This is a genomic window from Nostoc sp. (assembly GCF_036919575.1).
Taxonomy (GTDB): domain Bacteria; phylum Cyanobacteriota; class Cyanobacteriia; order Cyanobacteriales; family Nostocaceae; genus Nostoc.
Genome location: NZ_JBALBY010000022.1, coordinates 53,598 through 69,066, shown reverse-complemented (window position 1 = coordinate 69,066; position 15,469 = coordinate 53,598). Strand labels below are relative to the sequence as shown.

Below are 15,469 nucleotides of genomic sequence, written 5' to 3'. Positions count from 1 at the left end.
ACAAGGGTAGACACCCAGTGCGGAGTCGGAGACTTCCTGTTTTCTCCAGGCTTGTCGTCAGACATCGCCCATTCCAAATGTACATCAGTTGGGTTGATGACTGAATTCAGAACGCCATCCGTTCCCAATAGTTTATTGGTAGAACCAATCCGTTTATAGCGTTTCCTAATTACATAAGTTACATCTTAGCCCCTCCTCGCTGTGTATACACAAGTCGAATTACCCCCCTTAATCCCCCCGATGGATTGGGGGGAAAAATAAATCCAGTTCCCTCCCCTTAGAAAGGGGAGGGTTAGGGTGGGGTAAAACCTTGGTGAATCAGCTACTTCAGACTTGTGTATACACCGTACCCTTAGAAAGGGGGGAAAAATAAATCCAGTTCCCTCCCCTTTCTAAGGGGAGGGTTAGGGTGGGGTAAAATGCCTGTGGGATAAGCATTTGAACTTAAATTGACACCAATGAGCTTTTTCTGTGCCCCTACCACAGATGTGGTTCAAATAGACGATTTCTGCTGTAAGTTGACTAAGTGAACTCTATAGTCTCAACAAACTCTAAAATACTCTCCTTGATGTCTTCGGCTTCTTCTTCAACAGAATCGGGAGTTTCGCCGTTAATAAAGCTGTGCTGATTACTAACTATATACAAAAATTCACCCCTGATAAAGGTGAGCAGCCCTCGGTAAGCGTCTAACCTGATCGCAGTTCCATTATTTTCTTGCTTAGAAATCGTCGAACCTTTGGGCATATCAATTAACACGTAGTAAGCGCCTCGCAAAGTATCTGACAAATATTCGGTATACTCCACAGAAGCATCTGGTACATTCGCAAAAATCGCTTGCGGTACATACTTCTCTACCAAGATTGTTTGTAAATATTCTTCTTGTCCAACAGATTCCAGTTCCTCTAACTGTTCTAGCGGGAAAGGATAATAATCGATTCTTAGCAAAGTACCGATGTCATCAGAAAAACCAACTACCCCTTCCTGGCTTTGAATTCTACCGCCCTGCTGCGGATCAACCGGAATCGGTACCGTAAAATTACCTAAAAGGGATTGATATGTCTGTTCATTAAAATCTTCAATGACTACTGTTTCATCTTCGTCATCGTCAGCATATTCTTCATTTTCTGCTTCTTTAAAGGCGGCAATTACCTCCTTAATAATTTCTTCTGCTTCTTCATCCTCCAGTTGCAAGGCTGCTTGTAGCTTTTTGAGGTAGGGTTGTTTCGATTTCGGGATGGCGAGGTCATCGTCTAAAAGCACTATCACCCCAGCTGCAAAACCATCCAGCACTAATTCATCTGAGAGAGATACTTTGGCGACATTAAACAAAGGCCCAATTCCCTCTTCTTCTGCAATGCCGATGAGTCGATCAACTATTTCTGTGATTTCATCTTCAGAGTATTCCTCAAAGACCTCAAATTCCCAGAGGATACCTGCTAAACTTTCTGCATCTACATCGTCAATAGATGAATCAGCGATCGCAGTGACAGTTGCGATCGCTGCCACAGCTTCCTCTGGACTTAGTGATTCCTCTGATGTCTTTGGTGAGTTAAAAACCTTGTCATATTTGGTCATAATTGCTACCTGAATTAATTGTTTTATAGTAATAACAGATTGAAAGTGACAATGGTCAGTTTACCAATAGGGCGAATCTTCTAGAGAAAAAGTTGGCTAACACATGGTTTACTCAGTATTGCTCAGGCGTAACGAAACCTTGTTGACTGTTGTAAAATCTGTTGTCAAATATACACTTAAACACTAGCTAGGCTCAATATTTACCGCAAGTTACTTTCACAAGATATTGTAAATTTTTGTGATCAAGCAATTACTGTTAAAGAAGTCGGAAGTCGGAAGTATATTCCTCGTTTCCCTCGTTCCCATACTCTGTATGGGAATGCATTCATTGAGTCTCTGACTCAATTCTGACCAATATTTAACTGGAGGCAGAGCCTCAAATCAGCCATTCCCATGCAGAGCGTGGGAACGAGGGACTTGTTTACAGCAGAAATCATGTATTTGAAGCACATCTGTCGTAGGGGCACAGCATTGCTGTGCCCCTACCGCTTGGTCTATTTACCTGAAAATAGCTGTAATTGCGAATTGCGTACAGCCCTTTGGGCATGAAAACCGCGTAGCGTGCCGGAGGCTCTATTGCGAATTGGATTTATCCTCTAGCAGATGAATTATATCTATCGATAGAATTATAAACCAGCTAGCGATAGATACCTACACCGTGGGCCGGATGTCACAATAGCAAAGTTTGTAGCAACACACAATACTCGAAACATTGTACTGTTGTTCTACAAGTGTCAATTACATGAAATTTTGAGTTTTTTTATGGTACAAACCCCTCCATCTCAGTTTTCACCAGAGCAATACAAAGTTGATTCTGCACAAGAAAAAGTAGAAGCTATTATAGAAACACCACCATCAGAAACTGAGATTGATTTAGAATTTCTTTATACCAGAGATATTGAATTTCGTCAGGAAACCATTTACTTTGCTGTGGTCGATCGCTTTTATGATGGCGATCCAGATAATAGCGAAGGTGCAAACTCAGAACTGTACGATCCAACTAGACAAGAGTGGGGTAAGTACTGGGGTGGCGACTTGCAAGGGGTCATCGATAAATTAGATTATCTTAAAAACATGGGCGTGACTGCCCTTTGGCTAACTCCACTGTTCGAGCAGGTAGAAGAGTTATTTATTAGCAATGCGGCAATGCATGGCTATTGGACAAAAGACTTTAAGCGGATTAATCCTCGCTACATCGCTGAGGGAGAAAACCCTTCTTTAAACGCCACCCAAGAAGAAAAAAATACCACCTTTGATCGGTTAATTACAGAACTGCACAAGCGGAATATGAAGCTAGTGCTAGATATTGTCTGCAACCATAGTAGCCCTGATACTAGCGGTAGTAAAGGCGAATTATATGATGATGGCGTCAAAATTGCTGACTTCAATGATGATGTCAATAATTGGTATCACCACTATGGCGAAGTGCAAAACTGGGAAGACGATTGGCAAGTACAAAATTGTGAACTATCTGGTCTAGCAACCTTCAATGAAAACAATACGGAATATCGGGAGTATATTAAGTCAGCAATCAAACAATGGCTAGACCGGGGTGTAGATGCACTGCGGGTGGATACTGTCAAGCACATGCCCATCTGGTTTTGGCAAGAATTCACTGGCGAGATGACCAATCACAAACCAGATGTATTTATTTTTGGTGAATGGATTTACAGTAATCCTAATGATGATCGCTCCGTGGAATTTGTTAACCACTCAGGCATGACACTTCTAGACTTTGGTTTGTGCGTGGCAATTCGAGCCGCACTAGCGCAAGGTTCAGAAAACGGATTCCAAACAATTCAATACATTTTTGACCAAGATTATCGCTACAACGGGGCAACTGAGTTAGTTACCTTCATCGATAACCATGATATGTCCCGCTTTCAATCGCTGAACCCCGATCCAGCGATGTTGAAGGTAGCGATCGCCTTAATTATGACATCTCGCGGCATTCCCTGCATTTACTACGGTACAGAACAATATCTGCATAACGACACCGATGGCGGTAACGACCCGTATAACCGCCCAATGATGGAAAATTGGGATACTGAGAGCGAGATTTATCGTTGCATCAGGTTGCTGTCTGGCTTACGGCGACTGAATCCCGCCGTCTCAATGGGTAGCCACTGGCAAAAATACTTAACAGCCGACGTTTACTGTTATGTGCGTCGCTATCGTGACTCTGTGTGTTTTGTCGCTTTAAACCGGGGAGGAGAAGTTACCTTACCAGAAGTAGAAACAGAATTACCCGATGGCGAACATACCTGCGTAGTGACTCGCAACAAGTATGAGGTGAAAGACGGCAAGATTTATGACTTAGTATTAGAAGAACGGGGAGTGCTTGTTTTCAGCCACGTTGGTGAACGGATAAAAGCTCAGACGATTGTGCGCGTGCAACTGAATGGCGTGGATACCCAACCCGGTGAAATCATTGTGGTGACAGGAGATTGCCCAGAGTTGGGTAACTGGGATATCAGTAAAGCATATCCTTTAGAGTATATCAACTCAAATACTTGGTCTGCCGAGATTCCTTTTGATGAGAGTACCGGTAAGCTGATTACTTTTAAATATGCCATGTGGCGGGAAGGGCGATCGCCTCTGCGGGAAAATCTCGTAAATCGCCGTTGGGTGATTGCGAAAGAAGGTACTGTTAAATGGCGTGATAGGTGGGCATCGGGAAGAGAATCTTAGAAATATCGAATGACTTATGAAGAGTGAAGGATTAAAATTTTGATTCTTCACTCTTCATTATTTATAGGTTATCTGGGGAGACGTTACTTCGGGGTTGTCAGTGGGTATTCTAAGTTGGTTTTTCAAACAACCTCTTAGACATGTCGTGATGTTCATGAGACATGTCGTGATGTTCATGAGACATGTCCTGATGTTCATGAGACATGTCCTGATGTTCATGAGAGATGTCGTGATGTTCATGAGAGATGTCGTGATGTTCATGAGACATGTCCTGATGTTCATGAGACATATCGTGATGTTCATGAGAGATGTCGTGATGTTCATGAGACATATCGTGATGTTCATGAGACATGTCGTGATGTTTCTTAGGAACGTAGATTAAATAAAATGCAAAACTTCATCCTGTATCTAGCTTCCCTCTCCTTTATAAGGAGAGGGATTGAGGGTGAGGTAAGGACCTGGCGTGGACTAAGGGGGATCAATAAGTGCCTATACACCTTAACCGAACCATATTACAATTGATCTGGATCTTCTCCCAAGTCTCGCAATCGCTGTGCTAATCGCTCGGCGCGTTGTCGTTCGGCATCAGCACGTTGCTGTTCACTATCGGCGCGTTGTTGTTCGGCATCGGCGCGATGTCGTTCTCCTTCCTCAGGCAATAACACCACATTGCCTGCTTCGTCATAAAACCTTAACCAGATAGCAGCATCATCTTCCACTTTGCCTTGCCAAGTACCCAACCATAGCCCCAACGTCTGACACCATAACCAACCTTGAGGATTTGGGGACAATATTTGATAGCCTATATCTGTATTTAAGTGCCATCCCTGCAAAGAATTGGGCTGCAACGGATGAAACACAAAATAATCTTTTGTTTTAAACACCTGTTCGTATAAGTGCTTCTTTGCTCCCAAATCTACTGCTTTTGTGGAGTCGGACAACAACTCAACAATCACATCGGGGTAGCGTCCCTCTTCTTCCCATACTACCCAGCCTAACCGCGTTGGATTGCTATCGACATCCAGCACTACAAAAAAATCTGGCCCCCGAAAATCTTGATTGCGGGCTTGCTTGCTACTGTAGTAGACAAACATATTACCGCCTGTGAAAAAGTTGGTGCGTTCTGCCCAGTGATGCTTAAGGGAACGAATCAACAGATTCATGGCGACGCGGTGGCGGTTAGTTTCCAAGGGTTCTCCGTCATCAAAGATTAAATCTGTGGGTGGCATGGGGGGTTGCCAGTCCAGAATGTCGGTTGTAGGATTTATTACTTCGGTGGTGATTTCCGGTGACATAGAATCGGTTTCCTGGGCGGTAGTTATCCAGTTGACACAAGACTTGCTTGGCTTTAATTATAGCGTTGTGGGCGGTAGCCTCAAGAAACCTCACCCTGGTTCTGCTACGCAAAACCTGTCCCTCTCCTTAGTAAGGAGAGGGATTAAAGTCAGGACTCTTTGAGGTTTTTGTTTCAATTTAGCTACGTTTAGCTTACTCTCCAATACAGTTGCTACAAACACTAAAATTAAACAAGGGAAAAATATACTAGTACAGCACGGCTTAAACAGTTGACAATTGACAATTGACAACTGTCAACTGTTTAAGTACTCAGAGACTGAACATCAACTCAAGAGGTAATACAGATGACTACAGTATCTACAAGCACTTTATCTCAATCTGCCAAAGAGCGATCGCTCATTCTCTGGTTTGATGAAGTTGGTATTGCTGATATCCCTGTAGTTGGTGGTAAAAATGCCTCACTGGGGGAAATGATTCAACAGCTAACGCCCAAAGGTATTAACGTTCCCGGCGGATTTGCCACCACTGCTTATGCTTATCGTTATTTTATCCAATCAGCAGGTTTAGAAGCAAAGCTCCGCCAACTCTTTGCAGACTTGGATGTTGAAGATGTCAAAAATTTACGAGAACGAGGGAAAAAAGCGCGATCGCTATTAATCCACACCCCATTTTCTGTAGAATTGCGAGAGGCGATCGCTACAGCCTACCATAGTCTTTGTGAACGATACAACGCAGAGACAGATGTGGCAGTTCGTTCTAGCGCCACTGCCGAAGACTTACCCGATGCTAGTTTTGCCGGACAGCAGGAAACTTACCTCAACGTTGTTGGTGCCGAAGGAGTTTTAGCAGCTTGTCATAAATGCTTTGCTTCCCTATTTACCGATCGCGCCATTTCTTATCGCCACACCAAGGGATTTGACCATTTTAGCATTGCTCTTGCCGTTGGCGTGCAAAAAATGGTGCGTTCTGACTTAGCAACCTCTGGGGTGATGTTCTCCATTGACACAGAAACCGGATTTAAGGATGCGGCACTGATTACAGCCGCCTACGGTTTAGGGGAAAACGTTGTCCAAGGGTCTGTAAATCCCGATGAATATTATGTTTTTAAACCAACTTTAAAAGCAGGTTTCCGCCCAATTATCGATAAAAAACTGGGCAGTAAAGAACTGAAAATGATTTATGATGACGGTTCCAAATTTACGAAAAATGTAGCTGTTCCGGCCAGTGAAAAAGGTAAATTCGCCCTGAGTGATGAAGAGATTTTACAATTAGCAAGTTGGGCGTGTTTAATTGAAGACCATTATTCCCAAATCCACGGCATTTCCACCCCAATGGATATTGAGTGGGCAAAAGATGGAATTACTAACCAACTTTTTATTGTGCAAGCGCGTCCCGAAACCGTCCAGTCGCAGAGGACGGGAAATATATTGCGGAGTTATCGGTTGTTATTGGAAACTGGCAACTGGGGACTAGGGACTGGAGAAAAATCTTCTCAATCTCCAACCCCTCTAATTACTGGGCGGGCGATTGGAGAAGCAATTAGTCAAGGAAAAGCACGCCTAATTTTAGATGTTCAGAAACTCGGACAGTTCAAAGCCGGGGAAGTTTTGGTGACAGAGAGAACTGACCCCGATTGGGAACCAATTATGAAACGTGCTAGTGCAATTGTCACCAATTCTGGGGGGCGCACCTGCTTTGATGGAAAAACAAAGGTTTTAACCAATAAAGGTTTTATGACCTTGCGTGAGATTTATGAGCAAGGTTATGAAGGTTTGCTAACTCTATCATTAAATACCCAGACAAACCAAATAGAGTGGCAACCAATTCTTGATTCGATGAAAAGACAATCAAAAATGATTAGTATTAGCGTCTCTCAAACAGGTAGAGTTACTGACAACTGCTTGCGCCTGACTCCAGATCACAAAATGATTAATATTAGAGATGGCGAATATCTAAAAACTGAAATTCAAGATATGCTTGCAGCCCAAGAAATGGTGGTGATAGCAGAAAATATCCCGCAGCTGGATGCGCCTCAAAAAGAAAACATCAAGCAATTTATAGAAGCCCTGGCGACTAGAAGTCACAGCTACACAGACAAAACCCACCTGCGTGGGTTAAAAACTCTTGATTCTTCATTAGTCCACGCAGATGGACTTTGTTTGTCTAGTAGCGTACTCCTAGGTCGAAGCAAGCTACGCGTCAGCGTGCCGGAGGCTCTATTCTATTCGCCCAATACTTTTCAAACATCTTCTCAGGACTTACGCACTGAAAACCTGAAACCTAGATCCCCCCTTAAAAAGGGGGGAACCTTAAAAGCCCCCTTTTTAAGGGGGTTGGGGGATCTCTTATGCGTAAGTCCTACCCCTAAAGAAATAGCCCATGAATTGTACGACAAAGAGCAAAATATTGTTAGTATATTGCTCAACAACTCTTTGGAAGTTGCTTATAATTTCCTAGCAGGTGTAATTGATGGAGATGGCTGTTACTTTAATAATCGCATTCATATATATGTGTCAGAAGAACTTCTATTACAAGCTGTAATTGTCGCTTGTTTAAAAATAGGTACTGTTCCTCAAGTGACGAAAAATAGAGGAATACACAATGTACAGTTGGTTGAAAAATTAGCAGAAATATTGCAGTTTACCAATAGAGTTAAAGGGAAAGTTAGCGATAGAGTAATACAAACACGCTTCTTTGCTACCAAACAACTATTTGGTGAGAACGCCACAGGACAGATAAAACTCAGAAGAGATAATAATCTCCTGATTTCTGACAAACAACTACAGAAAATTGGCAAATTCCATCAACTAATTGCAGGCGATATTCGGATGCAACGGGTAGTTGCAGTTGATCAAGATACTCTTGATGATGATGTGTTTAATATTACAGTTGCCGAACATCATAACTATGTTGTATTCACAAGTAAATATACACCAGTGATTGTCTGTAATTGCCATGCAGCAATTATTGCACGAGAATTAGGTGTACCTGCGATCGTGGGATGTGGCAATGCTACGGAAATTTTAAAACCTGGTCAAGAAGTAACAATTTCTTGCGCTGAAGGGGAAGAAGGAAAAGTTTATGCAGGCTTATTACCTTTTGAAGTTCAAGAAGTTCCTTTAGAGAACTTACCCCGTACTCGCACTCAAATTTTAATGAATGTGGGCAATCCCCAAGAAGCATTAAGTTTATCAGCAATTCCCAACGATGGCGTAGGTTTAGCACGGACAGAATTTATCATCGCTACCCAAATCCAAATTCATCCAATGGCATTGATTCACTATGACTTGTTAAAAGATGAATTTGTGAAAGCTAAAATTGCTGAGATTACTGCACTTTACGACGATAAACCCCAATATTTTGTAGATAAATTAGCCCAAGGTATAGGTAGAATTGCGGCGGCATTTTATCCCAAACCAGTAATTGTCCGAATGTCAGATTTCAAAAGTAATGAATATGCTAATTTGTTAGGTGGGCGACAGTTTGAACCCCATGAAGAAAACCCAATGTTGGGTTGGCGAGGGGCGGCACGTTATTACGATCAAGGTTACAGAGAAGCTTTTGCCCTAGAATGTCATGCCATCAAACGGGTACGGGAAGAAATGGGTTTGACAAATGTGATTCCGATGATTCCCTTTTGTCGCACTCCCGATGAAGGGCGTTTAGTTTTGGCAGAGATGGCAAAAAATGGTTTAAAGCAAGGTGTTAACGACTTGCAGGTTTATGTGATGTGCGAGTTACCGAATAATGTAATTATGGCTGAGGAGTTTGCTAAGGTATTTGATGGTTTCTCGATTGGTTCCAACGATCTAACTCAATTGACATTGGGGATAGATAGGGATTCGGCGTTAGTGGCGCGGTTATTTGATGAACGCAGTGAGGGTGTAAAGCGAATGGTGAAAATGGCCATAGAAGTGGCGAAAAGATGCGATCGCAAAATCGGCATTTGTGGACAAGCACCCAGCGACTATCCAGAATTTGCTCAGTTTTTGGTTGAACAAGGAATTGACTCGATTAGTCTGAATCCAGATTCCGTTTTAAAGACGATGCTAGAAGTGGCAAAAGTCGAGAGTGCTGAGTCTTAATTGTAGAGGGTTTTAGTGTGTTAAATATTCGAGTAATGTATGCCAGCTAAAAACCGCTACCACGATAACGTCAAAAATGCCCTAATCAAAGATGGCTGGACGATTACCGACGATCCCTTTCATTTGAAGTGGGGAAAAAGGGATATGTATGTTGACTTGGGTGCAGAAAAATTGATTGCTGCTGAAAAGGAAGGACAGCAGATAGCCGTTGAGATTAAAACGTTTCGCAGCGTATCGGAGATGACCGCTCTCGAACACGCATTGGGACAGTACCTTGCATACCGCTCTGTGATGACTAGAACCAATCCCGATCGCGTCCTCTATCTCGCCGTTCAAGACGAAGTATACGCCGATATCTTTGATGAGCCAATTGCTAAACTTTTGGTAGAAGATTACAAAGTTAATATTGTTCTATTTCAGCTAGAGCAGGAGGTTATTTTTAGATGGATACCTTGGAGGAATACAGGCAGTTGATTCGGAATATTCTGATTGAACATACAAAAATCCCCTTCAGCGCTGGCAATATTCAATTTGAAACAGTTTTTGATAGCGAACAAGACCGCTATCTCTTGATGATTTTGGGAAGAGAACCAGCCTATGATTTGTCTCCTACAGTGACTCGTCGCGTTCATGGCTGTATGATTCACATTGATATTATTGATGGAAAAATTTGGATTCAACGTGATGGTACTGAAGAGGGGCTAGCAATGGAACTAGTTAGGGCTGGTGTGGCGAAAGATCGGATTGTATTGGGATTTCGGTCTGAGGAACTGAGAGAAAATTCCGAATTTGCGATCGCATAGTAGGGGGTGGGGAGTGGGGAGTGGGGAGTGGGGAGTGGGGGAGATGAGGGGGATGAGGGGGATGAGGGGGATGAGGGGGATGAGGGAGAAATATAGCGTTTCCTAATCATATAAGGTACATCATAGCCCCCTCTCGAAGAGCGGGGAGGGGGTTGGGGGTGGGGTTCTTGTACCTCACAAGGGACGATAACCAATGACAAATGACAAATGACAAATGACAAATGACAAATGACAAATAACTAATGACAAATAACTAATGAATAAAAAGTGGTTTCAAATTGGGATGGTGAGCGTATTTATTCTCTCAGTTGCCTTACGGTTTTGGGGATTGGAGCGATTCAACACTCTGGTATTTGATGAAGTTTACTTTGCTAAATTCGGTAATAATTATCTCACGCATACGCCATTTTTTAATGCTCATCCGCCGCTAAGTCAATATATTATTGGTATCGGCATTTGGATTGGTAGTCATATTCCTTTTTGGCACGATACGGTAAATGGGCTGACAGGTTCAATGCGATCGCCTTGGACTTATCGTTGGTTAAATGCCCTCACCGGCTCATTTATCCCTTTAGTTGTGGCTGCGATCGCTTATCAATTAAGTTATCGCCGTAGCTTTGCACTGCTTGCAGGTTTGTTCACAGCTTGTGATGGCATCTTTCTAGTTGAGTCTCGCTATGCTTTAAGTAATATTTATATCGTCATCTTTGGTTTGTTAGGACACTGGTTTTTATTATTAGCATTAGATAATCAAAATCGGCGGCGTTCTTTTTGGTTAGTTTTTGCTGGCATTACTTTTGGTGCGTCAGTTGGTACTAAGTGGAATGGTTTATGGTTTCTATCAGGTGCTTATCTCACTTGGATAGCCGCTTGGGTAATTCATTTGATACATTCTTTTCCTAACCCAAAACTCTTTTTTACATCCCCCTCATTGAAGGAGGCAGAAGTCAGAAGTCAGGAGTCAGAATTCAGGAGTCAGAATTCAGAATTCAGAATTCAGGAGTCAGAATTCAGAATTCAGGAGTCAGAAGTTAATACTTATTCTCCCTCATCCCCCCCATCCCCCTCATCCCCCTCATCCCCCTCATCCCCCTCATCCCCCTCATCCCCCCCATCCCCCTCATCCCCCTCATCCCCCTCATCCCCCTCATCTCAGACACCACTACAAAACTTAACTCAGCTAAATATTTTTCAGATGCTGTTTTATCTAGGAATTATCCCAGCTTTTATCTACAGCATCATCTGGATTCCCCACCTTCAGCTAGATAAAACCTATGGATTTATTGCAGTACATCAGCAAATTTTGAAGTTTCACTTACAGTTAGGTGGCAATAGTCCTAATGTGCATCCTTACTGTGCTGCTTGGTACAAATGGCCGTTAATGACTCGGCCAATGGCATATTATTATCAAACGGCTGAAAGTATCACCGAACGCTTACCTGTGATGGGGCCACCTTTGCCTGCTGGTGCTGGGCAAGTTGTTTATGATGTCCATGCAATGGGCAATCCATTTTTGTGGTGGTTTGGTGTTGCTGCCATGTTGTTTTTAGTCGGGATGCTGCTGTCGCAAGTCGTAATTCATTGGGTGAAGGGAAAGCGTTTTTCTGTACCTGCTACTCTTAGTATTGATACTTGGATTGCTTTGTATTTAGTTATCAATTATGTTGCTAACCTATTACCTTGGGTAGAGGTGACGAGGTGCGCTTTTATTTACCATTATATGTGTGCAGTGGTGTTTGTATTTTTAGCGATCGCTTGGTTTGTTGATCAGTGTCTTCGCAGTTATTATCAACAACTCCGGGCGCTAGGTGTCACTATCACTTTTATCATTCTGGTTGCTTTTATCTTCTGGATGCCCATTTATTTGGGTTTACCTCTCTCCCCTAACGGTTATAAGCTGCGAATGTGGTTCAACTCTTGGATTTAATTAAATAAAGTGGTATTGGGCATTGGGCATTGGGCATTGGGCATGGGGTATCGGAAGAATAATAACTCCTAATTGTACAGACGCGATTAATCGCGTCTCTCCAAACTCCTAACTAATTTCTCAAGTTAATATAGATACATATATATAGATTTGCTTAATACATTGTTTTCACATTTCTTATCACTATGTAGCTTTAATTACTGTTAGACTGTTCAAAGCGCTAGCAGATAATATTAAAGCTGCAAAACGTAACACCAGGGCATGGTGAATTAGATATTAAGTAAAAATAATGAATGAGAAATTATAAAACTTTTTGCATTTATCATTCTCCGTTATTATACATACCTAGTTTTGATGCTCCTGAACAATAGAGGAGGATCGTCATGAAAATGAACTTAGAATTGCCAGGTATTAATTTAATTAGCTTAAAAGAGGCATCGATTCATCTTTCTAGTCAAATTCAGCCTCATGGTGTCTTGTTAGTCTTGGAGGAGCCTGAGCTAAAAATATTACAAGTTAGCACTAATGCGTTAAATATTTTCGGAATCACTGCCGAAACTATGTTACAAAAAAAACTAGAAGATTTACTCGACCCATTCCAAATAGAGAGAATTAAAACAGGGCTATCCGGGACAAATCTTGATTTAATCAATTCCACCAAAGTTTGGGTGCGAAAAACGGGTGATGATTACATCGTATTTGATGCAGTATTTCACCGCAATGAAGAGGGATTTTTAATTATGGAATTAGAACCCGCTATTACTCAGGAAACTATTCCATTTTTAAGCTTTTATCATCTAGCTCAAGGTTCCATAAATCAACTAAAAAAAACATCAAATTTCCGGGAATTTTGTCAAGTTATCGTTGAAGAAGTTCGGAAAATAACGGAATTTGACAGGGTAATGCTATATAAATTTGATGATGATGGACATGGTTCTGTTGTCGCTGAAGAAAAACTAGAAAGCCTAGAACCATACTTAGGACTGCATTACCCAGAGTCAGATATTCCCAAACCAGCGAAAAAATTATTCGCTGTCAATTCGATTAGAATCATCCCGGATTCTTATTGTGAGCCAGTACAAGTTTTTCCTGTCAATAATCCAATTAGCGATCGCCCGATTGATTTAACCAACTCTATCCTCAGAAGTGCTGCTGCCTGTCACATCGAGTACTTGCATAATATGGGTGTTGCGGCAACGCTTACTATCTCTTTAATTAAAGACCAAAAACTCTGGGGGCTAATTGCTTGTCATCATCAGTCCCCTAAATATATTTCCTACGAATTGCGTAAAGCTTGCGAATTTTTGGGGCGATTAATATTTGCTGAAATCTCAGCTAGAGAAGAGACAGAAGACCACGATCGCCAGATAAATCTGACACATATTCAATCACTCTTAATTGAATATATGTCTCAAGACGAAAACTTTATTGATGGTTTAGTTAAAAACCCCCAAAATCTTTTAGATTTGGCTAACGCTCAAGGTGCAGCCGTGTGTTTTGGGGGAAATTGCACGTTAGTTGGTGAAACACCTAAAGAAGAAGACCTGAATTTTTTACTTCAATGGCTGAAGAATAACGTTGAGGAAGAAGTATTCCATACAAATTCTTTGCCACAAATTTATCCAGATGCCGAAAGTTTTAAAAACGTCGCTAGCGGTTTATTAGCTATTCCCATCGCCAAGCGTAATTATGTTTTGTGGTTTCGACCGGAAGTAATTCAAACTGTAAATTGGGGTGGCGATCCTAATCAGGCGTTTGAAGTTAGCCACTCAGAAGGAAATGTCAGTTTATGTCCACGTAAATCATTTGAACTGTGGAAAGAAACGGTTCACTTAACATCTTTACCTTGGAAAGATGTAGAAGTTAAAGCAGCATTGGAACTGCGGAAAGCAATTGTCAATATTGTGCTACGTCAAGCCGATGAACTTGCCCAGTTAGCGCAGGATTTAGAACGTTCTAACGCAGACCTGAAAAAGTTTGCCTACGTCGCCTCCCATGACTTGCAAGAACCTCTTAATCAAGTTGTGAATTACGTGCAGCTGTTGGAGATGCGCTATCGCGAACAACTCGACGAAGAAGCCCAGGAGTTTATCAGCTATGCTGTAGAAGGAGTTAGCCTGATGCAGACTTTGATTGATGACGTGCTGGCATACTCGAAAGTGGATATGCAGGCGATCGCATTTCAAATGACCGAGGTAAAAACAACCTTAGATCGGGCGCTGGGCAATTTGCGTCAACGCATTAATGAAACTGGGGCGACGATCACCCACGACGCCTTACCAACTGTGATGGCTGACAACACCCAACTGATGCAGCTATTCCAAAACCTCATCGGTAACGCCCTTAAGTTCCACAGTGAACAGCCGCCACAAATCCATCTGGGGGCACAAAGGATAGAAGATGCATGGCTGTTTTCAGTTCAGGATAATGGTATTGGCATTGACCCACAATTTAGCGATCGCATTTTCGTGATCTTTCAGCGCCTACACACACGAGATGAATATATCGGTACAGGTATGGGTTTAGCCATCTGTAAGAAGATTGTCGAATGCCACCGAGGGCGGATCTGGGTAGAGTCAATACTGGGTGAAGGCGCAACCTTCTACTTTACTATTCCAGTTGGAGGACGTGAACTTGAGCGTAGAAAGGGGAGAAAAACACAAAATGATTTTTTTGGTCGAGGACAATAAAGCCGACATTCGCTTAATTCAAGAGGCGTTGAAAAATAGTTCAGTGCCACACGAGGTTGTCACAGTCAGGGATGGCATAGATGCTATGGCTTATTTACGCCAAGAAGGGGAATATGCTAATGCACCGCGCCCTGACCTCATCCTCCTAGATTTGAATTTGCCCAAGAAAGATGGTAGAGAAGTGCTGGCGGAAATTAAAACTGACCCAGCACTAAAACGGATTCCAGTTGTTGTCTTAACAACCTCAAAAAATGAGGATGATATTATTGAGAGTTACAACTTGCATGTGAATTGCTATATCACTAAATCCCGCAACCTTAATCAGTTATTCCAAATCGTTAAGAGTATTGAAGATTTTTGGCTCTCTATTGTGACTCTGCCATTGGAGTAAAACCCGAAGAT

9 protein-coding genes are annotated in these 15,469 nt (G+C 42.2%); 7 read left to right on the top strand and 2 right to left on the bottom strand.

The genetic code is table 11. The annotated features are described in order from the left end of the window. Window positions 1-522: 522 nt before the first annotated feature. Entirely contained in the window at window positions 523-1,575 is a 1,053-nt protein-coding gene (locus V7K27_RS07240) for a hypothetical protein (RefSeq protein WP_334945713.1), read from the bottom strand. 762 nt (window positions 1,576-2,337) lie between these two features. Between V7K27_RS07240 and V7K27_RS07235 the strand changes: the two genes are divergently transcribed. Continuing rightward, window positions 2,338-4,266, top strand: coding sequence for an alpha-amylase family glycosyl hydrolase (locus V7K27_RS07235; RefSeq protein WP_334945711.1), 1,929 nt, complete (start codon window positions 2,338-2,340; stop codon window positions 4,264-4,266). Between the two features lie 512 nt (window positions 4,267-4,778). Here V7K27_RS07235 and V7K27_RS07230 read toward each other — a convergent pair. After that, window positions 4,779-5,561 carry a Uma2 family endonuclease gene (locus tag V7K27_RS07230; protein WP_334945709.1) on the bottom strand — a complete coding sequence of 261 codons (783 nt, stop codon included), beginning with the start codon at window positions 5,559-5,561 and terminating at the stop codon, window positions 4,779-4,781. Window positions 5,562-5,906: 345 nt separating this feature from the next. Here V7K27_RS07230 and ppsA point away from each other — a divergent pair, with 345 nt between their 5' ends. The 6 genes from ppsA to V7K27_RS07200 all read left to right on the top strand — a co-directional run bounded on the left by ppsA (window position 5,907) and on the right by V7K27_RS07200 (window position 15,458). Beyond that, window positions 5,907-9,647, top strand: coding sequence for a phosphoenolpyruvate synthase (gene ppsA / locus V7K27_RS07225; protein WP_334945707.1), 3,741 nt, complete (start codon window positions 5,907-5,909; stop codon window positions 9,645-9,647). Between the two features lie 39 nt (window positions 9,648-9,686). Then, window positions 9,687-10,121 (top strand): element excision factor XisH family protein, encoded by a 435-nt coding sequence (locus V7K27_RS07220; RefSeq protein WP_334945706.1) that lies wholly within the window; start codon window positions 9,687-9,689, stop codon window positions 10,119-10,121. After that, the gene (locus tag V7K27_RS07215) at window positions 10,091-10,450 is read left to right on the top strand and encodes a XisI protein (RefSeq protein WP_334945704.1); all 360 of its coding nucleotides are present in this window, start codon (window positions 10,091-10,093) and stop codon (window positions 10,448-10,450) included. Before V7K27_RS07220 ends, V7K27_RS07215 begins: the two co-directional genes overlap by 31 nt. 256 nt (window positions 10,451-10,706) lie before the next feature. Then, window positions 10,707-12,377, top strand: a complete 1,671-nt coding sequence (locus V7K27_RS07210; protein WP_334945701.1) for a dolichyl-phosphate-mannose--protein mannosyltransferase — start codon at window positions 10,707-10,709, stop codon at window positions 12,375-12,377. A 383-nt stretch (window positions 12,378-12,760) separates the two neighbouring features. Continuing rightward, a complete protein-coding gene (locus tag V7K27_RS07205; protein ID WP_334945699.1) occupies window positions 12,761-15,067 on the top strand; it encodes an ATP-binding protein in 2,307 nt (768 codons plus the stop codon). Then, entirely contained in the window at window positions 15,012-15,458 is a 447-nt protein-coding gene (locus V7K27_RS07200; protein WP_334945697.1) for a response regulator, read from the top strand. The genes V7K27_RS07205 and V7K27_RS07200 overlap by 56 nt, the downstream gene beginning before the upstream one ends. The last annotated feature ends 11 nt before the right edge of the window (window positions 15,459-15,469 follow it).

Bases quoted from the DNA above. Each gene is read 5' to 3' on its own strand.
- V7K27_RS07240 (WP_334945713.1), bottom strand. From the start codon at position 1,575: ATGACCAAATATGACAAGGTTTTTAACTCACCAAAGACATCAGAGGAA.
- V7K27_RS07235 (WP_334945711.1), top strand. From the start codon at position 2,338: ATGGTACAAACCCCTCCATCTCAGTTTTCACCAGAGCAATACAAAGTT.
- V7K27_RS07230 (WP_334945709.1), bottom strand. From the start codon at position 5,561: ATGTCACCGGAAATCACCACCGAAGTAATAAATCCTACAACCGACATT.
- ppsA (WP_334945707.1), top strand. From the start codon at position 5,907: ATGACTACAGTATCTACAAGCACTTTATCTCAATCTGCCAAAGAGCGA.
- V7K27_RS07220 (WP_334945706.1), top strand. From the start codon at position 9,687: ATGCCAGCTAAAAACCGCTACCACGATAACGTCAAAAATGCCCTAATC.
- V7K27_RS07215 (WP_334945704.1), top strand. From the start codon at position 10,091: ATGGATACCTTGGAGGAATACAGGCAGTTGATTCGGAATATTCTGATT.
- V7K27_RS07210 (WP_334945701.1), top strand. From the start codon at position 10,707: ATGAATAAAAAGTGGTTTCAAATTGGGATGGTGAGCGTATTTATTCTC.
- V7K27_RS07205 (WP_334945699.1), top strand. From the start codon at position 12,761: ATGAAAATGAACTTAGAATTGCCAGGTATTAATTTAATTAGCTTAAAA.